This window comes from Achromobacter sp. UBA4530, from assembly GCF_002388205.1.
GTDB classification, from domain to species: Bacteria; Pseudomonadota; Gammaproteobacteria; order Burkholderiales; family Burkholderiaceae_B; genus Achromobacter; species Achromobacter animicus.
On sequence record NZ_DGMA01000009.1, the window covers coordinates 204,934 to 223,503 of the forward strand.

An 18,570-nucleotide genomic window follows, 5' to 3' on the forward strand; every position below is an offset into this window, starting at 1 on the left:
TGACCCGGTTTTCCGGCAGCGCGGTCGGGGAGTATGTTGGCACCCTGACCGCCAATCCCTCCGGAGCATCCATGAGCAGCGTGAATTTCCTGGGTATCAATGCCGCCGCCGGCCAGTCCGCGCCGGCCGCCAAAAATGCCAACGCCAACGCCGGCGAAAGCTTCCGCGCGGCGTTTGCCGATGCCACCGAGCGCAATCGTTCTGCCATGGGCCAAGGCGTGTCCGGCGCCTCGCAGGCCGCGGCGTCGCAGGCCGAAAAGGAATTCCTGGACTACGCCGGGATGTCGATCGAGGACAAGATGTTCTACGCGGCGCTGGCGAGCCTGGGCATTTCCAAGGAAGAATACGACGCCATGTCGGCCGCCGAACGCCTGGAAGTCGCCAAGAAGGTCGCCCTGGCGATGCAGCAATTGGCGAAGGCCGAGAACACGCAGGAAGTGCTCTGACGCGTTGACCGCCCGATGTGAAAAGGCCCGCTTGTGCGGGCCTTTTTCACCTTACCAGCCCCAGCAGGTGCCGGCCGCAGGCTTGCCGCAGGTGCGGTAGTTCACCGCGAACCACAGCTTGCCCGCGCCGCGCGGCGTGCCGTCGGACGTCTTGACGTCGTTGCGCGGCAATTCTTCCAGCGTGTCGCGCGCCGTCTTGGTGGCCGAGCCGCTGGCGGCATTGGCTTCCAGGACGATGCGGCCCAGGCTGGCGGCGTCGCGGTCTTCGAACACGATAGCCGTGTCAGCCAATGCGCTGATCTTCACCGACGCATCGCGCACGGCGGCGGCGTAGCTGTCATTGGCCCCGGTGGGCAGGATGTCCTTGTTCAGCGTACTGACCGCCAGGATTTCCGCGGGCGTTGCCGGCGCCTGCATCTTGTATTGGTCCAGGCCCTGCAGCTGCCCGGCCGCGGCCTGGCGGCGCAGCCAGTCGCCCCACAGGAATTCCGCGAATTCAGGCAGGTTGCCGTTGCTGTAGGCGATGTCGCGCGTGAAATACACCAGGGAGCGGTAGCGGTCTTCCTGCATACCGCCGGGCTCCTGCGCATTGGCGAGGCCGACGCGCGTGGGCAGCTGGTCGACGGTGATCGGCTGGTTCTGGCCGTCACGCAACCATGCCCGGCGCTCGTCGACCAGACGCTGCCAGAAGGCCGCCGCGGTCGGGAGGTCGCTGTAGTTGGCGTCGACCTTCACCCACACGGGGAGCTTCGGGCCGCCATCAGATATCTCGCGCAGGGACGAGAACGTGTGGTGGCCGTCGGTCAGGTACAGGTTGCCGTCCCAACCCACGATCACCGTCTTCAGGTTGGCCGTATTCGTGCCCGGCGCGTCCAGGCAGGTGAACGTTTCGGGCTGGTCCAGGCGCGCGGCGCGCGCCTCGGCGATGCTCTGGAACTTCTGCGCGCGCTCGGCGCCGCCCACGTCCTCGCAATAGTCGTCGAACTTCTTGCCGACGGTGCGGTTCAGGTAATCCAGTTGCAGAACTGGGTCGGCCGCCCAGGTGGCGCGGTCGAAGTCGCCTTGCCAGCGGCCGAGCTTGTAATAGATCTGGTCGTAGCCGATCGCGGCCTGGGTCGGATGCAGTTCCTCGATGCGGACCTGGATGACGTCGCCCGCCTTCTTCTGCAGATAGGCCGTGTTGCGCGGAGGCGTTTGGGGTTCGGGTTCCGGTTCCGGTTGCGGCTGCGGGGTGGGCTGCGGCGCCGGGGTTTCAGCGACGGGCGGCTGGACGTCGTCATCGTCATCATCGCCGCCGCCATTGCAGGCAGCCAGGGCCAGCGGCAACAAAGCCACGGCCAGGGCGCGCATCAGGCGCGACGGACGGAAAAGGGGAGAAAGCGCGGATTCGGTACGGGAGGGCATGGCAGTTCTTGGGGGCTGCGATCAGTAAGGGAGGCCGATCATGCCGGACGCGTGTTTCCTGCGCATTGCACGTCACCGAGAAACTGACCGAGCATAGGCCGCGCGCACGGCCGGGGGCAAGGAGATAATGGCAGCGCGTCCGGCACCGGACCGGGCGTCAAGCAGACACATACCAAGGAGGCTGCCGGCAATGGCTTACATCACATTCTGGCGCGTCTGCGTCGTACTGACGCTGAGCGCGATCGGCTTTGGCGCCGCCGCGGAAGACCGCGCCGATAGCGCGCGCGGCGCCCAACTGCTGGAGGCATCCGGCAAGGGCGATGCGGCGCGCGTGCGCCAATTGCTGGCAGAGGGCGCGCCGCTCGAGGCGCGGGACGGGCAGGGCAATACGCCGCTGCTGCGCGCCACGCAAGGCAACCACGCGCAGGCCGCGGCGGCGCTGATCGACGCCGGCGCAAACGTGAACGCCCAGAACGGCATGCAGGACAGCGCATACCTGCTGGCGGGCGCGCAGGGCTATCGAGAGATATTGGAGCTGACGCTGTCGCATGGCGCCGACCTGAAAAGCACCAACCGCTATGGCGGCACGGCCCTGATTCCGGCGTGCGAGCGCGGTCACGTCGAGGTCGTGAAGCGGCTGCTGCAGGCGGGCGTGGATCCCAACCACGTCAACCGGCTGGGCTGGACGGGGCTGCTCGAGGCCATCATCCTGAGCGACGGCGGACCGCGCCATCAGGCTATCGTGGCGCTGCTGATAGAGGGGGGAGCGGACGTGAATCTGCCCGACAGGGACGGGCTCACGCCATTGCAGCACGCGCGTCAGCGCGGCCAGACGGAAATCGTGCAGATGCTGGAGCGCGCCCGGGCGCGGTAGCGACCCGGGCGGCAAGATGGGCCGGCGCCGCGGGGCGGCCGGCCCGGCACACGCTTAGAACTGGTGGCGGATGCCCACGCCGGCGGCGGTGCTCTTCAGACCGTCGATGAACGCGTAGTCCGTGCCGTACGAACCGTAGGCGTACAGGTTGGTGCGCTTGGACAGGTCGTAGGTGTAGCCCACGCTGTACACGTTCATGTTGGCATCGCCGCCCGTCAGCTTGTCGTTGGACGGAGCCACGTGCTGCCACGAGGTGAACAGGCTGCCCGAGGCGCCCACCGGGAACGTCGCGCCCAGCATGTAGGAATTGGCCTTGAAGCCGTCCACGAAGCGGTTGGTGCCGAACTCATCGCTGAACGGCGTGCCCGACGGCAGGTCCTGGCCGACGAACCAGCCGTCGGTGGTGCGGCCGTAAGCGGCAGCCAGCTTGACCACTTCCAGGTCGTACGAAGCGCCGACGGCGTATTGGCGCGGCGTGGCGCCGTTGTCGACGGTGCTGCGGTTGGCGCCGTTCAGCTGGTCGTACGTCAGCGTCACGTTCAGGGGACCCTGCACATAGCGCAGGCCGGTGGTGATGCCGCGCGTGTTGTCGGCGGTCTGGAAGCCGGTCTGGTCCGAGGTGGTGTCGTCCACGCTGAACGAGTAGCCCACGGCGAATTCAAAGCCGTTCACCGACGGGGTGCGGTACATGACCATGTTGTCCCAGCGCATGGTGTTGGCCGCGCTGAAACCCAGGCCCAGGTTGGATTGGGTGTAGCTGGTGTAGAAGGGGTCGATGTCGGCCAGGTAGTTCGAACCGACCGTGGCCTGACGGCCGAATTCCAGCGAGCCCCAGGCGTCGTTGGCCAGACCGATGGTGGCTTGGCGGCCGAACAGGCGGCCGGATTGGCCGCGCTGGCCGTTGGCCGAATCAAAGCCGCTTTCCAGCTTGAAGACGGCGCGCAGGCCGTCGCCCAGATCTTCGGATCCGCGCAGGCCCCAGCGGGAGCCGGCCTGGATGCCGTTGATCATGCCGACTTTGGAACCACTGTAGCCATCGCCCTTGATCTTGTTGTAGCCGAGGCCGGTGTCGATGACACCGTAGAGGGTGACTGACGGTTCTGCCTGGGCAACGCCTGCGAAAGAGGCCAGCATTGCCGCGGCGAGCAGCGTCTTTTTCATCCGGAAAACTCCTGAGTTGCAGTTGAAGAAAAAGCAAAAGGAACACGACGCCAAGCATCGACCCGACGGTGTTCCTCGGCGCATAGTGTAGAACAATGCGTTAATTGTCGTTATCCACCGTCAATTCTTGCCAAAATTCGAACACTTTCTAGTGGGACGTTCGGGTGCTTTTTCTGGGACGAAGCCGAGCGAATTGACCTTGCGGCGTCATAGTGGCATCTTGCCCAAAACCTCAATCACGGAACCCGCTCCTTGAACTTTCCCCAACCGCTCGTCACCGTCGACGCTGTCCTTCTTACCCTGCGCGAATCCGGCCTGGAAGTCGCGTTGCATCAGCGCGACCGCGAGCCGCTTCAGAGCGCCATGGCGCTGCCGGGTGGCGTGGTGCACGCCAACGAAGACACGTCCACCGAAGACAGCATCCGGCGTGTATTGCGCGACAAGACCGGCTTCGAGCCGCGCTACCTGGAGCAATTGCAGGTGTTTTCCGGTCGGGATCGGGATCCCCGGGGATGGTCGATGTCGGTCGCCTATGTGGCGCTGGTGCCCGCCGCCGAACTGGAAGCCGCCACCCGCGCGGAATTCCGTTTTGTCAGTGTGGACGCCTTGCCGCCGCTGGCGTTCGACCATGCGGACATCATCACTGCCGCCGTGGACCGCCTTCGCAGCAAATCCACGTACTCCACGCTGCCGTTTTTTCTGCTGCCCGAGCGCTTCACGCTGACCCAACTGCAGCACACCTACGAGGCGATCCTGCAGACCCGGCTCGAGAAGTCGAACTTCCGCAGGAAGATGGAAGCGTGGGGGGCGCTGGAGGCAACCGACGAAGTTGTCGGGGGCGCGCAGCGTCCGGCGCGTCTTTACCGGTTGAAGGATTTCACCTTTTTCGACCGTAGCGTCGGCTGATTCGACGGGACGAGCCTTTTGCAACGCAAAGATAGTTGCAAAACAACAATAAGTAGGCATATACTGGCCTCGCTTAGTTTTGAAATGCCACTAAGGGGCCATCATGTTCACCATCACTGCGGTAATCGAAGGACAGCGCAAGACCGATACGCCAGCCGCGTTCCGGTTTCCCGGCGGCGAAATGCAGGTCACCATTCCCGCCGGCTTGCGTGAACATGCCGACGCCGCCCGCGAATTCCGCATCCACGCCTTGCTGAAGTCGGCCGACGACGTCATGCAGTTGCTGCTGCTGACTGACGCGCTGCGCCGCCTGAACCCGGCCGCGCCCGTGCACCTGGACATGCCCTACGTGCCGTATGCGCGCCAGGACCGCGTCTGCAATCCCGGCGAGGCGCTGGGCGCCGCCGTGTTCTGCAAGCTCATCAATGACCAGCAGTACGCCACGGTCACCATCGTGGAACCGCATAGCGACGTCACGCCAGCGCTGTTGCAGCGGGTGCGGGTGATCGACGCCGCCGCCTTCCTGAAGAAAGCGCTGGCCGCCCCGGCCTTTGCCCAGGGCGTCACACTGATGGCCCCGGACGCCGGCGCCCGCAAACGGGTGCAGTCGCTGGCCAAAACGCTGGGCGTGGCGGACGTGCGCTACGCGGAAAAGGTCCGCGACCCGCAGACCGGCCGCATCACGGAAACCCGCGTGCCCGACGATATCCCCGCCCAGCCGGTGCTGGTGGTCGACGACATCTGCGACGGCGGACGCACGTTTCTGGAACTGGCCGCCGCCCTGGCCGACAAGACCCGCCAGCCGCTCTATCTGTATGTGACGCACGGCATCTTCAGCAAGGGCTTGAGCGAACTGAAGGCGCGATACGCCGGGATTTTCACCGCCTACGACTGGACCCGCACGGAAGAGGGCGCCGCGACCGCCGCCGGTGCGGTGCTGGTCAACTAAGCATGCAGATCAACCAAGAACACAGATCAACCAAGAAGGAACCTGCCATGAATGCCCCCGACACCCTGGCCCCCCAGCTCAAGAATGGCCTGAATCCCTTCCTGCAGGCGGACTTCTACAAGACCGGCCACCCGTTCCAGTACCCCAAGGGAACGAACAAGATCCTGGCCAACTTCACGCCGCGCTCGGCCCGCCTGGCGCCGGTGCTGCCCGAATTGTTCGACGAGAAGATCGTCTGGTTCGGCCTGCAAGGATTCATCAAGGAAATCCTGATCGGCCTGTTCAACCGCGAGTTCTTCGGCAAGCCCGCCAGCACCGCCGTGCGCCAGTACCAGCGCCGTGTGGACAACGCGCTGGGCAAGGGCGCGGTCACGGTCGATCACCTGCAGGCGCTGCACGACCTGGGTTATCTGCCGCTGGAGATCCGCTCGGTGCCGGAAGGCGCGCGCGTCGACATCCGCGTGCCGCCGGTCACCTTCATCAACACCCAGCCGGAATTCGCCTGGCTGGTGACCTACATCGAAACCCTGTTCAGCTGCGAGTCCTGGAAGCCGTCCACGGTTGCCACCATCGCCTTCGAATACCGCAAGCTGCTGACGTACTTTGCGCAATTGACCGGCAGCCCGATGGCGTTCGTGGACTGGCAGGGCCACGACTTCTCGATGCGCGGCATGGCCGGCCTGTACGACGCGCGCAAGTGCGGCGCGGGTCACCTGCTGTCCTTTACCGGCACGGACACGATCCCGGCCATCGACTACCTGGAAGACCTCTACAACGCGGATTCGGACCGCGAACTGATCGGCGGCTCGGTGCCGGCGACGGAGCACTCCGTGATGTGCCTGGGCAGCAAGGAAGGCGAGATCGAGACCATCCGCCGCCTGGTCAAGCAGGTGTATCCGGCCGGCATCGTGTCGGTGGTGTCTGACACCTGGGACTTCTGGCAGGTGGTGACGGACTTCGCCGCGGCGCTCAAGTCCGAGATCATGAGCCGCCAGCCGGATGCGCTGGGCAACGCGAAGGTGGTGTTCCGTCCGGACTCCGGCGACCCCGTGAAGATCCTGACCGGCTATTTCTGCACCGACGTGCCGGACGTGCAGGACCGCGCCGCCCTGCAAGCGGCGCAGGCCGCCGGCTTTGAGGCCGTGCGGGATGCGGCCACGGGCACGTACTGGCTCCTGGGCGAAGACGCGAGCGCGCAGCAGACGCTGCGCGCGCCGGAGGTGAAGGGCGCCGTGCAATGCCTGTGGGACACGTTCGGCGGCGTTCAGACCGATCGCGGCTACAAGCTGCTGGATCCGCACGTGGGCCTGATCTACGGCGACTCCATCACGCTGACCCGGGCGCGCGACATCCTGGTGCGCCTGGAACGCAAGGGCTTTGCGTCGGGCAACGTCGTGCTGGGCATCGGGTCGTACACCTATCAGTACCTGACTCGCGACACCTTCGGCTGGGCGCTGAAGGCCACGTATGCCGAGGTTAATGGCGAACCGCAGGAACTGGTGAAGGACCCGGTCACCGATTCCGGCGTGAAGAAGTCCGCCAAGGGTTTGCTGCGTGTGGACAAGACGCCGGACGGCTATGTGCTGCACGACCAGCAGACCCCCGAGCAGGCGGCGGGTGGCGCGCTGGTGCCTGTGTTCCGCGACGGCGAACTGCTGGTCGAACAAAGCCTGGCCGAGATCCGGACGCGGCTGCAGGGATCGTGGACCTGCCCCGAAGCGGGCAGCATCCGCTGGCCGGCCTGCTGATCCCGCCGGCATTCGCCAGTATTTGCCGGCAGATCAGACGACAACGGCGCCCTTGCGGGCGCCGTTTCTCATACGTGACGGCGAATCAGCCCGGCCGGCGCGCGCGTTTTTCCTCGCGCACGAAGATCACCACGCCCACGATCACCATCAGCGCCAGCGCATACCAGGTGATGGCGTAAGTCAGATGGTTGTTGGGGAAGTTGATCATCGTAAGTCCGCCAACCGGCTCCCGGGCGGCATCCTTGCCGGGGCTGGACGCGGCGTCGGCGTCGATGAAGTAGGGCGCCACGTCGGCAAGTCCGCGCGCCGCCGCGATGCCGGGCAGATCGCGCGAATACCAGAGGTTGGCGGCCGGATCGTTGTTGCGCAGAAAGCCGCTGGCCGGTTCGCCCATGCGCAGCAGGCCCGTGACCTGGCCCGGCGCCGGCGGCTGGGCGCTGTTGGCTGCGTCCTTGCGCCATGCCGGCAGCACGAAGCCCCGGTTCACCAGCACGATGCCGCCGTCCGCCAGCTGCAGCGGCGTCATGACCCAATAGCCGCTGCCCAGTTCCGTGGCGGCCTGCACCAGCGTCTGCTTGTCGAAGTGGTAGGTGCCGGAGGCGGTGACGTGGCGGTATTCGGCGTTGTCCTGCGTCAACTGCGCCCATTCGTTCTTGCCGGGGGCGGGCGTGGCGGGCGCGTGGGCCCGCTGATCCACCTGCGCGATCAGCGCGCGCTTCCAGGCCAGCCGGTGTACCTGCCAGGTTCCCAGGGCGCAAAGCCCGGCGAAGATGGCAACAGCCAGCAACCCCAGGATGACCAGGGTTGCCTTGCTGCGCGGATTACGGGAGGTGTCGCGTGAAGAAATGTCTTTGACTACAGCCATCAGGGCATCTTGCGCATGTCATGCGGGGACATGGGCATCATGTTGGAGTTCAAGTGGTACATGATCCAGATGGATCCGCTGAGCGTGATGACGACCAGCACGAGCGTGAATATTAACGCCAACATGTTCCACCCGCTTTCGGACTTGGTGTCCAGGTGCAGGAAATAGATGATGTGGACCACGATCTGCACGACGGCAAAGGCCAGGATCACCAGGCCGGTGACCCGCGAGCTGTCGATGACGCGGTCCATAACCAGCCAGAACGGAATCGCCGTCAGGATGGCGGCCAGCACGAAGCCGGTCATGTAGCTCTTGAAGGTGCCGTGGCCGGCGCCGTCGTCATCGTCATGGTGGCCATCGTGATGATCGTGGCCGCTATGGCCACCGTGGCCGCCGTGGCCGGTGTCGGCCAGGTTATCCATGTGCGACGTCATGGCAGCACTCCCATCAGATACACGAACGTGAACACGCCCACCCAGATCAGGTCCAGGAAGTGCCAGAACATCGACAGGCACATCAGGCGGCGGCGGTTTTCAGGGATCAGGCCGTGCATGCGCACCTGCAGCATCAACGTCACCAGCCACACGATGCCGAACGTGACGTGCAGCCCGTGCGTGCCGACCAGCGTGAAGAACGCCGACAGGAAGGCGCTGCGCTGGGGACCCGCGCCCTGGTGGATCAGGTGCCAGAACTCGTAGATTTCCAGCGACAGAAAGCCCAGGCCCAGGATGCCGGTGACGGCAAGCCACAACTGCGTGGCGCCGATGCGGTTGCGCCGCATCTCCAGCATCGCGAACCCGTAGGTGATGGACGACAGCAGCAGCAGCGACGTGTTCACCGCCACCAGCGGCAGGTCGAACAGGTCCGCGCCGGATGGGCCGGCCGCGAAGCTTCGGCCCAGCACGCCGTAGACCGCGAACAGGCACGCAAAGATGAGGCAGTCGCTCATCAGGTAGACCCAGAACCCAAGCAGCGTGCCGTTCTTGGGGTGGTGTTCGCCAGGAACGTAAAAGACGGGTTCCTGGGAAGACGGCGCGGCGCCGCCGGGCATGGGGTGGGCGAGGGTATCAGACATGTTGCGCTAGCAGCCTTGTGCGGGCGTCTTCCGTGGCGACGACCTCAGCGGCCGGCACGTAGTAGTCGCGCTTGTAGTTGAAGGTATGGATGATCGACACGAGGATCAGCGCCGCAAACGACAGCACCACCAGCGGCCACATGTGCCAGATCAGCGCAAAACCCAGCACCACGCTGATCCCCGCCAGGACGATGCCCGCCCAGGTGTTCTTCGGCATGTGGATCGGAATGAAACCCTGTTGCGGTCGCTGGTAGCCGTGCTGCTTCATCTGCCACCAGGCGTCCAGGTCGTGCACGCGCGGCGTGAACGCAAAGTTGTACACGGGCGGCGGCGACGACGTAGACCATTCGAGCGTGCGGCCATCCCACGGGTCGCCCGTGGTGTCGCGCAACTGGTCGCGGCGGCGGTAGCTGACCACGAGCTGGATGATGAAGCTGGCGATGCCGCATGCGATCAGCAGCGCGCCGAAGGCCGCGATCTGGAACCAGATCTGCAGCGACATGTCTTCAAAGTGGTTCACGCGGCGCGTCACGCCCATCAGGCCCAGCACGTACAGCGGCATGAAGGCCACGTAGAAGCCCACCAGCCAGAACCAGAACGAGCACTTGCCCCAGAACGGATCGAGCTTGTAGCCGAACGCCTTCGGGAACCAGTACGTGATGCCGGCCATCAGCCCGAACAGCACGCCGCCGATGATCACGTTGTGAAAGTGCGCGATCAGGAACAGGCTGTTGTGCAGCGCGAAGTCGGCGGGCGGCACGGCCAGCAGCACGCCTGTCATGCCGCCGATCACGAACGTGACCATGAACCCCAGCGTCCAGAGCATCGGGACTTCAAAGCGGATGCGCCCGCGATACATCGTGAACAGCCAGTTGAAGATCTTGGCGCCTGTCGGGATCGAAATGATCATTGTCGTGATCCCGAAGAACGAGTTCACGCTGGCCCCGGACCCCATGGTGAAGAAGTGGTGCAGCCACACCAGGTACGACAGCACGGTAATCACGACCGTGGCGTACACCATGGACGCATAACCGAACAGGCGCTTGCGGCAGTAGGTGGACACCACTTCGGAAAAGATGCCGAAGGCCGGCAGGATCAGGATGTAGACCTCCGGGTGGCCCCAGATCCAGATCAGGTTCACGTACATCATGGCGTTGCCGCCGAAGTCCGCCGTGAAGAAGTTGGTGCCTACGTAGCGGTCCATGGACAGCAGCGCCAGCACCGCCGTCAGCACCGGGAAGGCCGCCACGATCAGGACGTTGGTGCACAGCGCGGTCCACGTGAAGATGGGCATGCGCATCATCTTCATGCCGGGCGCGCGCATCTTCACGATGGTGACCAGCAGGTTCACTCCCGATAGCAGTGTCCCCACGCCCGCTATCTGCAAGGCCCATATGTAGTAATCGACGCCCACGTCCGGACTGTGCAGGATGCCCGATAAGGGTGGATACGCCAGCCAGCCGGTGCGGGCGAATTCCCCCACGAACAGCGACATCATCACCAGGATCACGCCGCCCGCGGTCATCCAGAAGCTGAAGTTGTTCAGGAACGGAAACGCCACGTCGCGCGCGCCGATCTGCAGCGGCACGATGAAATTCATCAGCCCCGTGACCAGCGGCATGGCCACGAAGAAGATCATGATGACGCCGTGCGCCGTGAAGATCTGATCGTAGTGGTGCGGGGGCAGAAAGCCGGTGGAGTCGCCGAAGGCCACGGCTTGCTGCGAACGCATCATGATGGCGTCGGCAAAGCCGCGCAGCAGCATGACGATGCCCAGGATCACGTACATGATCCCGATCTTCTTGTGGTCGATGCTGGTGAACCACTCGCGCCACAGATAGCCCCACTTCTTGTAGTACGTGACGGACCCCAGCAGCACGATGCCGCCAGCCGCCACCACGAAGAAGGTGCCTAGCAGGATGGGGTCGTGAAAAGGAATGGCGTCCCAGGTAAGCCGGCCGAAGATCAGCTTGGTGAGGTCAGGTTGATCAGGCATCTCGATTCCAGCAAAAAAACCGCGTTTACATGGAGCACGTCGCGTGCCGAAAAACCTGCCGCGCTAGAGCACCAGTCCTTCAGAGGCCGTGCACATGGCGCCGACATACTTGCGCGGCGGCGTTTCCGTAAGACCCAGCTTCTCGCGCACTTGCGGGTCCAGAGTGGTGAGGTTGTGCGCGCCCGGTATGCCGGCGCCGCCTTGCGCGTCGATGGCCATCGCATCGCGCATGCACATGCGGTTCGGTTCGACGCAGCGGTTCACGATGGCGTCGAAAAGGCCGGGCGCAACGGTGGCGTAAAGCTGCACCGGGTTGCGCTCGCTGGGTTGTTCAAGCTTCAGGTAAGCGGCGCGGTCCAGCGTGGCCTGCGATTTCTGGGCCTGCGCGACCCAGTCGTCAAAACCCTTCTGGTCCAGCCCATGGAAGCGGAAGCGCATGCCGGAAAAGCCGGAGCCGCTGTAGTTGGCCGACAGACCTTCGTATTCACCAGGATGGTTGATGACGGCGTGGAGCGTGGTCTGCATGCCGGGCATGGCGTAGATCTGACCGGCCAGCGCGGGCACGAAGAATGAGTTCATGACCGACGACGACGTGATCTTGAACTGGATGGGACGGTCCACCGGTGCGGCCATCTCGTTGACGGCGGCCACGCCTTGCTCGGGATAGAGGAACAGCCACTTCCAGTCCAGCGCGACTACTTCGACGACCAGCGGCTTGGTGTTGGGCGGCACTTCACGGCCTTCGGACAGTCGTGCCAGCGGCCGGTAGGGATCAAGCTGGTGCGTGCTGACCCACGTGAGCGCGCCAAGCGCGATGATGATGAGCAGCGGCGCCGCCCAGATCAAAAGCTCCAGCATCGTGGAGTGGTTCCAGTCGGGGTCGTAGGCGGCTTCCTTGTTGCTGGCGCGATAGCGCCATGCGAACAGCAGCGTGAGGATGATGACCGGCACGATGATGATGAGCATCAAGCCGGTGGAGATGATGATCAAGTTGCGTTGTTGCACGGCCACGTCGCCCGATGGCGACAGCAGGACCGCATTGCACCCGGCGAGCAGCGGCAGGGCGGCAAACAGGATCAATCCGCGGAGCCTTGCGAAGGACGACATGGTCATACCCCGAAACGTAACCGTGCGAAGTAAACGAAACACTACGCTGGAAGCCGCGAAAAATCTAGGGTAAAAAGAGCAAAAGTATGCACGGGAACGCGTGCGGGGCAGTCATGGGCCAAAACGCTTGCGGCTTCCTGCATGATGCGCGTACCGTGGTGCTGGTGTGTTGCAAGATCGTAGACAAGGCGTATTCAGAACCTTCTTTTGCGAGCGAACCCATGTCGACCACCACGCAGTATCCTGGTCATCCCTCTCCCGGTTCCGGACCCGGGGCGATCAGCGGCGGCACCAGCCACGCCAAGGTGGCGCCCGGTGAAATCGCCGTGGGGGTGGTCGTTGGACGCGCCTCTGAATACTTCGATTTCTTCGTCTTCGGCATCGCGTGCGTGCTGGTTTTTCCGAAGGTGTTCTTTCCCTTCGAAGGCCAGCTGGAAGGCACGCTGTCAGCCTTCATCATCTTCTCCTTCGCCTTCATCATGCGTCCCATTGGCACCGCGCTGTCGATGGCGATCCAGCGCCGATGGGGCCGCGCAACCAAGCTGACCGTCGCCTTGTTCGTGCTGGGCACCGCGACCGTCGGCATGGCGTTTTTGCCCAGCTATGAATCGATCGGCGTGCATGCCATCACCTTGCTTGCCGTGTTCCGATGCCTGCAGGGGCTGGCGTTTGGCGGCTCGTGGGACGGCCTGCCGTCGCTACTGGCGCTGAACGCGCCGCCCAACCGGCGCGGCTGGTATTCGATGATGGGTCAGCTGGGCGCGCCTGTTGGATTTCTGGTGGCCAGTGCGCTGTTTCTCTATCTGCACATCACGCTGACGGAGGCGGACTTCATTGAATGGGGCTGGCGCTATCCGTTCTTCGTGGCGTTCGCCATCAACGTGGTGGCGCTGTTTGCGCGGCTCCGGCTCGTGGTGACCGAGGAATACACGCAGCTGCTCGAAGAAGGTGAACTCGAGCCCATCGGCATCCGCGAGATCATCAGCCAGCAAGGCTACAACCTCTTCATCGGCGCCTTCGCCGCGCTGGCCAGCTATGCGCTGTTTCACCTCGTCACGGTTTTTCCGCTGTCGTGGATCGCTGTCAGCGGCACGCAACAGATTTCGGATGTGCTGATCGTTCAGATCATCGGCGCGGTGATCGGCATCCTGGGTACGATCGCTTCCGGGTGGCTGGCTGATCGCATCGGGCGGCGCACCACGCTGGGTTTGCTTGCCATGCTGATCGGTGTGTTTGCCGTGGTGTCGCCGTGGCTGCTGGGCGGCGGGCCGAAGGCGCAGGATGCGTTCATCCTGATCGGCTTTGCGCTGCTGGGTCTGTCTTACGGGCAGGCGTCTGGTACGGTCACTGCCAACTTCACGCGGCGGTTCCGTTATACCGGTGCAGCCTTGACCTCTGATATGGCGTGGCTGGTCGGCGCGGCGTTCGCGCCGGTGGTGGCGCTGGGGCTGTCGGCGCGATTCGGGCTGGTGGCAGTCAGCGTGTACCTGTTGTCTGGCGTGGCGTGCACGTTGATTGCGCTGCGCATCAACAAGGTGCTTGAAACGCGCGATTGAATACGGGGCAGTGGGTTGCTGCCCCGGTGTCTGACGTTCAGCCCACAAACCCCTCCAGCACGTTTGCGACGTTGATGCCCACGTCGGCGACCGCATAGCCGCCCTCCATCGTGAACACCGTCGGCAAGCCAAGGTCGGCCAGCATGCGGCCGACCTGCAGATAATCGGCGCTCTTCAATTTGAACTTGGATATCGGATCGCCTTCGTACGTGTCCACGCCAAGTGCAACGACCAGCGCGTCGGCCTTGAACGCACGCACCGCATCCAGGCCCTGCTGCAATGCCGCCGTCCATGCCGCAAAGTCGCTGCCGGCGGGCAACGGCAGGTTCAGGTTGCAGCCCTGGCCCGCGCCTTCGCCACGTTCGTCGGCGTATCCCAGATAGAAGGGGTACTCGGTGATCGGATCACCATGGACCGACACGGTCAGCACGTCCCCGCGGTCGTAGAAGATGCTCTGCGTGCCGTTGCCATGGTGATAGTCCACGTCCAGCACGGCAACGCGCTGTGCACGCGCGTCGCGCAGGGCCTGCGCGGCCAGCGCCGCATTGTTCAGAAAGCAGTAGCCGCCAAAGAAGTCCGCGCCGGCGTGATGGCCTGGCGGCCGGGTCAGCGCCATCGCCGCGCGCAGGCCCTGGCCTTGGGATACGGCGCGTGCGGCGTCGATGGCGCAGGCGGCGCCCGCGGTGGCCGCTTCCCATGTGCCGGCCGTCAGCGGACAGCCGCTATCGAACGAGAACAGCCCGACGCGCGCCGCGAAGTTCGTGGGTTCGATGTCGTGCCGAAATCCGCGCACGGGCCAGATCGACGGCAGCACGTCGAGATTGGCGTTGGCCGGATCCAGCGCAATCCATTCGTTCCAGGCGTTTGCCAGAAAGTCCACATAGCGGGGGGTGTGCACGCGCTTGATCAGATCCATGTCGGGCGCGGACGGCACGCGCAATTCACCGATGCCGCGCTGGCGTAGCGCGTCCAGCACGTATTCCAGCCTTGCCGGCGTTTCGTGGCAGGGAACCAGCTTGCCGCGGAACATCTCCTGGCGGCCGCTGTGTTTGTCGTGAACGGGGTTGTGGAAGATCAGCACGATGGAAAGTCCTGGAAGGGGTAGGGCAGGCGGATGCGCCGCTACAGTGGCCGGAAAATATACAGCGCCACGGCGGGCAGCTCGCGCAAAACGGAATAGACGTCGCGTAATTCGAAAAATGCAGGGTACGCGCCGCTTACGTCCGCGACGCCCTGGCGCTTGAGCGCGAGCATCGTGCGCGGCACATGGAAATACTGCGTCACGGCCATCGCGCTTGTGTAGCCGTGCTTGCGCATGTAGGCGCTGGCGTGGCGGGCCGTGGCCCAGGTGTCGACGCCGGCGCTGTCCACGACGATGCGGTCGGCGGGCACGCCGCGCGCCAGCAGGTAGTCGCGCATGGCGGCGGCCTCGTCCGTGCCCGCCGGATCCACGCCGCCGCTGACGAACAGGATGCGGCAGATTGATGCGGCGTAGCAGTCGAACGCACTGTCCAGCCGCGCGGCCAGGCGCGGCGAAGGCTGGCCGCCGGGTTCAACTTTGTTGCCCAGCACGACGGCCACGTCGGCGTGGCGCGCGCTGGTCAGCAATCCGGTCGCGGCCAGTGCCGCCGCGGCCAGCAGCACGAGCGCCGCCAACGCCATCAAGGTACGGGCCGCAAATCGGTAGGTCGAAACGGTCATGGGGGGAGCCAGGATTCAGGGCAAGGGCAGGAGCTTACGGCAAAAGGCGTTCGGGGCAATCTCACCCCTGAACGATGACTGGTAGCGGGCCAGGGGGAGGGCCGCCCCGCGCTTGCGGGTAAACGCGCAGTGCGCGTCGGCGGGTGGTCATCCTGGTTAGAATCGGGAAGATATCGTCCCGCGCCGTTGTGGCTGGTGCACCGTCCCCATGAACCTGCCGTTTCCCATCCGCCAAGAATGTCCTCCCGGCGCCTGTGTGTGCGACCGGGAGCAGTTGCTGGCCAATCCAACGACGGACATGCGGGTCCTGCGGCTGACGCGCGAGGAAGAGAAGCGTCTGGTGGCGCGGCTGGAAAACATCACCAGCCTCGAGGACCTGCGTGCGATGCAAGGGCGCATTCACGCGCAGCTAGGCATCGTCATCCACATCACGCCCAGCGAAAACGAGGTGCGGACGTCGCGCGGCATTTCGATCCAGCTTGAAGAACTGCCGGGTCTGTGCCGCAAGACGCGGGCGTCGCTGCCTGCCGCGATCCGTCGCGGTTTCGACAGCCGGCCCGAGATCGTCTATGCGCTGCTGAACGAGCGGGATCTGCTGAGCGGCACGTGATAGGAAAGCGTAGGGGTCGTGGGACGGCAATCTCGCCGTAGCAACGCGGTCCGGCGTCAGCAAATGAACGCGATCAATGTTTGCGAGGCGTGGCGCAGGAAAGCAGCGGCACCACGTCCGCAGGCGCGCGCCCGGCATCGGGCCGCGTGACGTCACGCTTCTTTCCGGTGCGGGCGGGGTAGATGAGGAGCACGGCGCTGCCGGGTTCCAGCTTGGGACTCTGCGCCGTGCCATAGGCCACGGTCCAGCCGCGCAAAGCCAGCGGCGCCAGCGTGTACTGCAACGCCGAGCCGGGCGCCACGTGGGCGACTTTGCCCGCGTAGAGCTCCTGTTGCGGCGTGTCGACGCCGTTGACGGTCTGGTAGGTGGCGATGCTGACCAGCGCCGCCGATTCGCCGTGGCGCGCCAGGACGGCGGTCTTGTACTTGCCGGGCGGTACGTCCTGCAGGTTGACGGTGACGGTGTTGCCGCCCTGGCCGGCGGCGTTCAGATACACGCCCACGACGTCCGCGTGCGAAAGCGTCTTGTCCGTGGTGTTGCGCACCCGCACGCTGTATTGCCCCGACGTCCCCGTCACCGTGCACACGTCGATGCCGTGGGGGGAGGCGGCCTGCGTTGATGCGGCCTGCGTTGGTGCGGTTTGCGAAGGCGCCGCCTGCCCGGACGTCGCGGCGGCGCTGGCCAGCAGCGCCGCAAACGGCAGGATCAGACGGCGGGTAGATCGAGAGGGCACGGCACGCTCCGGTTGAGGGCAGCGTGCCGGGCGGCGCGTTGCCTGCCCCTTTTTACACCACTTGACGGCCAGGGGCCGTCTGCTGCTCGCGCTTGCCGGCCAGCCAGTGCAGGATCAGCGCAAGCACCAGCAGTCCCGCCATGATGAAGCCCCAGCAGATCCAGCCCAGCACGGTGATCAGCGTACCCAGGCTGCCGGCAAAAGGCAGGACCTGGTTCAGGCCTTGCGCGGCCCAGACCAGGCCCCCTTGCAGCGATGCCAGCCATGCCGGGTCAACCCACGGCGCCGCCCAGGCCGGCGCCACCCACTGCGAGGTGTCGATGGCCGTGCCGGGCACCTGCGCCGTGGCGATGGTGGCCAGCACCCAGTCGGTCAGTTGCAGGGTCAGCGCCACCAGCCCGGTCCAGAGCGCCGCGAGAACGGCAAAAACGAGCCAGATGATTTTCTTCATTTGTTCAGGTACTCCGATGACTCAAAAAGAACGGCCACGATACCGGGGATTCTATTTCTGAAAAACCAGAGTGGATGTGACAAACATTAAGATAAAACCGAAGTTTTCGCCTGCTCGAGGATCTGCCGGACGAGGGGGTGATGCTGGCCGCGGCGGTTGCGGATGGCGTGGATTTCCTCGTGCACGTCGTCGCAGCGCGCCAACGGCCGCAGGCCGCGCAGCAGCGCAACGTCGTCCCCGCCCAGCCGGCTGAGCGGAAAGACGCCCAGGCCCCGCGCCGCGAACACGGACATGAGGGCGCTGTCCTCGAACTCGCCCACGACGTTCGGGTAGACGCCCTGTTCGGCAAACCAGCGATCCAGCGTCTGGCGCAGCACCGAATGGCCCGTGGGCAGCAGCACGGGCAGGCGCTCCAGACAGCCCGGAAAATCCAGCGTGTCCGGCTTGCGCACCAGCTTGGCCGGGCCGTACCAGTCCACCGGAGACGACACGAGGCGGTCGCTGGTCAGCCGCAGGTTGGGATTGGCGGGGGCGCCTTGGCCGGCCAGCACGAGGTCCAGGTGATGCCGCGCCAGCTCGCCCAACAGTTCCTCGACTTCACCTTCATGACAGGTCAGATGCAGATCGGGCGTGTGCAGCACGGGCCCCAGCAAGGCGTGTGCCGCCAGCTTGGAAATGCCATCCGACAGGCCCACGGACAGGCGCACGACGGGCTTGGTGGCGGCGGCACGCACTTCCTGCGGCAACACCTGCCCGATCTGGAAGATTTCTTCGGCGCGGGTAAAGGCGGCTTCGCCGGCGTCGGTCAGCGTCACGCCGCGGCCGGCCGGCTTGAGCAGCTGATGGCCCAGGTTCTTTTCCAGTTCGCGGACCTGCGCGCTGATGGTCTGGATGGCCATGTCCAGGCGCTCGGCGGCGCGGGAAAACCCGCCCTCCTTGGCGACCATCCAGAAGTAGTACAGGTGGCGGTAGTTCAGCATGGGTGTTG

At 64.9% G+C, this 18,570-nt stretch carries 19 protein-coding genes; 7 read left to right on the forward strand and 12 right to left on the reverse strand.

Going from position 1 to position 18,570, the window contains the following annotated elements; translation table 11 throughout:
* Positions 1–71: 71 nt before the first annotated feature.
* Positions 72–446, forward strand: coding sequence for a hypothetical protein (locus B2W22_RS10355; protein ID WP_175122739.1), 375 nt, complete (start codon positions 72–74; stop codon positions 444–446).
* 51 nt (positions 447–497) lie between these two features.
* On the opposite strand, the gene B2W22_RS10360 is transcribed toward B2W22_RS10355, so the two are convergent.
* Positions 498–1,850, reverse strand: a complete 1,353-nt coding sequence (locus B2W22_RS10360) for a ParB/Srx family N-terminal domain-containing protein (RefSeq protein WP_175122740.1) — start codon at positions 1,848–1,850, stop codon at positions 498–500.
* Positions 1,851–2,040: 190 nt separating this feature from the next.
* Here B2W22_RS10360 and B2W22_RS10365 point away from each other — a divergent pair, with 190 nt between their 5' ends.
* Positions 2,041–2,724, forward strand: a complete 684-nt coding sequence (locus tag B2W22_RS10365) for an ankyrin repeat domain-containing protein (protein WP_175122741.1) — start codon at positions 2,041–2,043, stop codon at positions 2,722–2,724.
* A 54-nt stretch (positions 2,725–2,778) separates the two neighbouring features.
* Here B2W22_RS10365 and B2W22_RS10370 read toward each other — a convergent pair whose 3' ends face one another.
* Positions 2,779–3,885, reverse strand: coding sequence for a porin (locus B2W22_RS10370; RefSeq protein WP_175122742.1), 1,107 nt, complete (start codon positions 3,883–3,885; stop codon positions 2,779–2,781).
* A gap of 252 nt (positions 3,886–4,137) precedes the next feature.
* Between B2W22_RS10370 and B2W22_RS10375 the strand changes: the two genes are divergently transcribed.
* The 3 genes from B2W22_RS10375 (at position 4,138) to B2W22_RS10385 (ending at position 7,488) form a co-directional block, all read left to right on the forward strand.
* Positions 4,138–4,791: an NUDIX hydrolase gene (locus B2W22_RS10375; RefSeq protein ID WP_175122743.1), complete on the forward strand. Its 654-nt coding sequence runs from the start codon at positions 4,138–4,140 to the stop codon at positions 4,789–4,791.
* A gap of 103 nt (positions 4,792–4,894) precedes the next feature.
* A complete protein-coding gene (gene prs, locus B2W22_RS10380; RefSeq protein ID WP_175122744.1) occupies positions 4,895–5,740 on the forward strand; it encodes a ribose-phosphate diphosphokinase in 846 nt (281 codons plus the stop codon).
* Between the two features lie 47 nt (positions 5,741–5,787).
* A complete protein-coding gene (locus B2W22_RS10385) occupies positions 5,788–7,488 on the forward strand; it encodes a nicotinate phosphoribosyltransferase (protein WP_175122745.1) in 1,701 nt (566 codons plus the stop codon).
* A gap of 85 nt (positions 7,489–7,573) precedes the next feature.
* On the opposite strand, the gene B2W22_RS10390 is transcribed toward B2W22_RS10385, so the two are convergent.
* The 5 genes from B2W22_RS10390 to cyoA all read right to left on the reverse strand — a co-directional run bounded on the left by B2W22_RS10390 (position 7,574) and on the right by cyoA (position 12,531).
* A complete protein-coding gene (locus B2W22_RS10390) occupies positions 7,574–8,353 on the reverse strand; it encodes an SURF1 family protein (protein WP_286937526.1) in 780 nt (259 codons plus the stop codon).
* Positions 8,353–8,775 carry a cytochrome o ubiquinol oxidase subunit IV gene (gene cyoD / locus B2W22_RS10395; protein ID WP_370647789.1) on the reverse strand — a complete coding sequence of 141 codons (423 nt, stop codon included), beginning with the start codon at positions 8,773–8,775 and terminating at the stop codon, positions 8,353–8,355. The genes B2W22_RS10390 and cyoD overlap by 1 nt, the downstream gene beginning before the upstream one ends.
* 8 nt (positions 8,776–8,783) lie before the next feature.
* Positions 8,784–9,428, reverse strand: a complete 645-nt coding sequence (gene cyoC, locus B2W22_RS10400; protein WP_105240366.1) for a cytochrome o ubiquinol oxidase subunit III — start codon at positions 9,426–9,428, stop codon at positions 8,784–8,786.
* On the reverse strand, positions 9,421–11,424 hold the full coding sequence (gene cyoB / locus B2W22_RS10405) for a cytochrome o ubiquinol oxidase subunit I (protein ID WP_105240365.1): 2,004 nt from the start codon (positions 11,422–11,424) through the stop codon (positions 9,421–9,423). The genes cyoC and cyoB overlap by 8 nt, the downstream gene beginning before the upstream one ends.
* 63 nt (positions 11,425–11,487) lie before the next feature.
* Entirely contained in the window at positions 11,488–12,531 is a 1,044-nt protein-coding gene (gene cyoA, locus B2W22_RS10410; protein ID WP_105241679.1) for a ubiquinol oxidase subunit II, read from the reverse strand.
* A 221-nt stretch (positions 12,532–12,752) separates the two neighbouring features.
* On the opposite strand from cyoA, the gene B2W22_RS10415 reads away from it, so the two are divergent.
* Entirely contained in the window at positions 12,753–14,087 is a 1,335-nt protein-coding gene (locus B2W22_RS10415; protein ID WP_175122748.1) for an MFS transporter, read from the forward strand.
* A 37-nt stretch (positions 14,088–14,124) separates the two neighbouring features.
* Here B2W22_RS10415 and B2W22_RS10420 read toward each other — a convergent pair whose 3' ends face one another.
* Together B2W22_RS10420 and B2W22_RS10425 are read right to left on the reverse strand one after the other, a co-directional pair.
* Positions 14,125–15,168 (reverse strand): histone deacetylase family protein, encoded by a 1,044-nt coding sequence (locus B2W22_RS10420; protein WP_286937529.1) that lies wholly within the window; start codon positions 15,166–15,168, stop codon positions 14,125–14,127.
* Between the two features lie 41 nt (positions 15,169–15,209).
* A complete protein-coding gene (locus B2W22_RS10425) occupies positions 15,210–15,788 on the reverse strand; it encodes a YdcF family protein (RefSeq protein WP_286937531.1) in 579 nt (192 codons plus the stop codon).
* A gap of 208 nt (positions 15,789–15,996) precedes the next feature.
* On the opposite strand from B2W22_RS10425, the gene B2W22_RS10430 reads away from it, so the two are divergent.
* A complete protein-coding gene (locus B2W22_RS10430; RefSeq protein ID WP_175122751.1) occupies positions 15,997–16,398 on the forward strand; it encodes a hypothetical protein in 402 nt (133 codons plus the stop codon).
* Positions 16,399–16,471: 73 nt separating this feature from the next.
* Here B2W22_RS10430 and B2W22_RS10435 read toward each other — a convergent pair whose 3' ends face one another.
* From B2W22_RS10435 to B2W22_RS10445, 3 genes are all read right to left on the reverse strand, one after another.
* Complete coding sequence (locus B2W22_RS10435; RefSeq protein ID WP_286937534.1) at positions 16,472–17,131, reverse strand: hypothetical protein; 660 nt, start codon at positions 17,129–17,131, stop codon at positions 16,472–16,474.
* A gap of 52 nt (positions 17,132–17,183) precedes the next feature.
* Positions 17,184–17,582, reverse strand: a complete 399-nt coding sequence (locus B2W22_RS10440) for a hypothetical protein (RefSeq protein WP_175122753.1) — start codon at positions 17,580–17,582, stop codon at positions 17,184–17,186.
* A gap of 86 nt (positions 17,583–17,668) precedes the next feature.
* Complete coding sequence (locus B2W22_RS10445; protein ID WP_175137668.1) at positions 17,669–18,562, reverse strand: LysR family transcriptional regulator; 894 nt, start codon at positions 18,560–18,562, stop codon at positions 17,669–17,671.
* Between the last annotated feature and the right edge of the window lie 8 nt (positions 18,563–18,570).

What these genes read in the sequence shown, in the direction of transcription:
- B2W22_RS10360 (WP_175122740.1), bottom strand. Translation starts at nt 1,850, where the DNA reads ATGCCCTCCCGTACCGAATCCGCGCTTTCTCCCCTTTTCCGTCCGTCG.
- B2W22_RS10370 (WP_175122742.1), bottom strand. Translation starts at nt 3,885, where the DNA reads ATGAAAAAGACGCTGCTCGCCGCGGCAATGCTGGCCTCTTTCGCAGGC.
- B2W22_RS10445 (WP_175137668.1), bottom strand. Translation starts at nt 18,562, where the DNA reads ATGCTGAACTACCGCCACCTGTACTACTTCTGGATGGTCGCCAAGGAG.
- cyoC (WP_105240366.1), bottom strand. Translation starts at nt 9,428, where the DNA reads ATGTCTGATACCCTCGCCCACCCCATGCCCGGCGGCGCCGCGCCGTCT.
- B2W22_RS10430 (WP_175122751.1), top strand. Translation starts at nt 15,997, where the DNA reads ATGAACCTGCCGTTTCCCATCCGCCAAGAATGTCCTCCCGGCGCCTGT.
- cyoB (WP_105240365.1), bottom strand. Translation starts at nt 11,424, where the DNA reads ATGCCTGATCAACCTGACCTCACCAAGCTGATCTTCGGCCGGCTTACC.
- B2W22_RS10385 (WP_175122745.1), top strand. Translation starts at nt 5,788, where the DNA reads ATGAATGCCCCCGACACCCTGGCCCCCCAGCTCAAGAATGGCCTGAAT.
- B2W22_RS10415 (WP_175122748.1), top strand. Translation starts at nt 12,753, where the DNA reads ATGTCGACCACCACGCAGTATCCTGGTCATCCCTCTCCCGGTTCCGGA.
- cyoD (WP_370647789.1), bottom strand. Translation starts at nt 8,775, where the DNA reads ATGGATAACCTGGCCGACACCGGCCACGGCGGCCACGGTGGCCATAGC.
- cyoA (WP_105241679.1), bottom strand. Translation starts at nt 12,531, where the DNA reads ATGTCGTCCTTCGCAAGGCTCCGCGGATTGATCCTGTTTGCCGCCCTG.
- B2W22_RS10440 (WP_175122753.1), bottom strand. Translation starts at nt 17,582, where the DNA reads ATGAAGAAAATCATCTGGCTCGTTTTTGCCGTTCTCGCGGCGCTCTGG.
- B2W22_RS10390 (WP_286937526.1), bottom strand. Translation starts at nt 8,353, where the DNA reads ATGGCTGTAGTCAAAGACATTTCTTCACGCGACACCTCCCGTAATCCG.
- prs (WP_175122744.1), top strand. Translation starts at nt 4,895, where the DNA reads ATGTTCACCATCACTGCGGTAATCGAAGGACAGCGCAAGACCGATACG.
- B2W22_RS10425 (WP_286937531.1), bottom strand. Translation starts at nt 15,788, where the DNA reads ATGACCGTTTCGACCTACCGATTTGCGGCCCGTACCTTGATGGCGTTG.
- B2W22_RS10355 (WP_175122739.1), top strand. Translation starts at nt 72, where the DNA reads ATGAGCAGCGTGAATTTCCTGGGTATCAATGCCGCCGCCGGCCAGTCC.
- B2W22_RS10365 (WP_175122741.1), top strand. Translation starts at nt 2,041, where the DNA reads ATGGCTTACATCACATTCTGGCGCGTCTGCGTCGTACTGACGCTGAGC.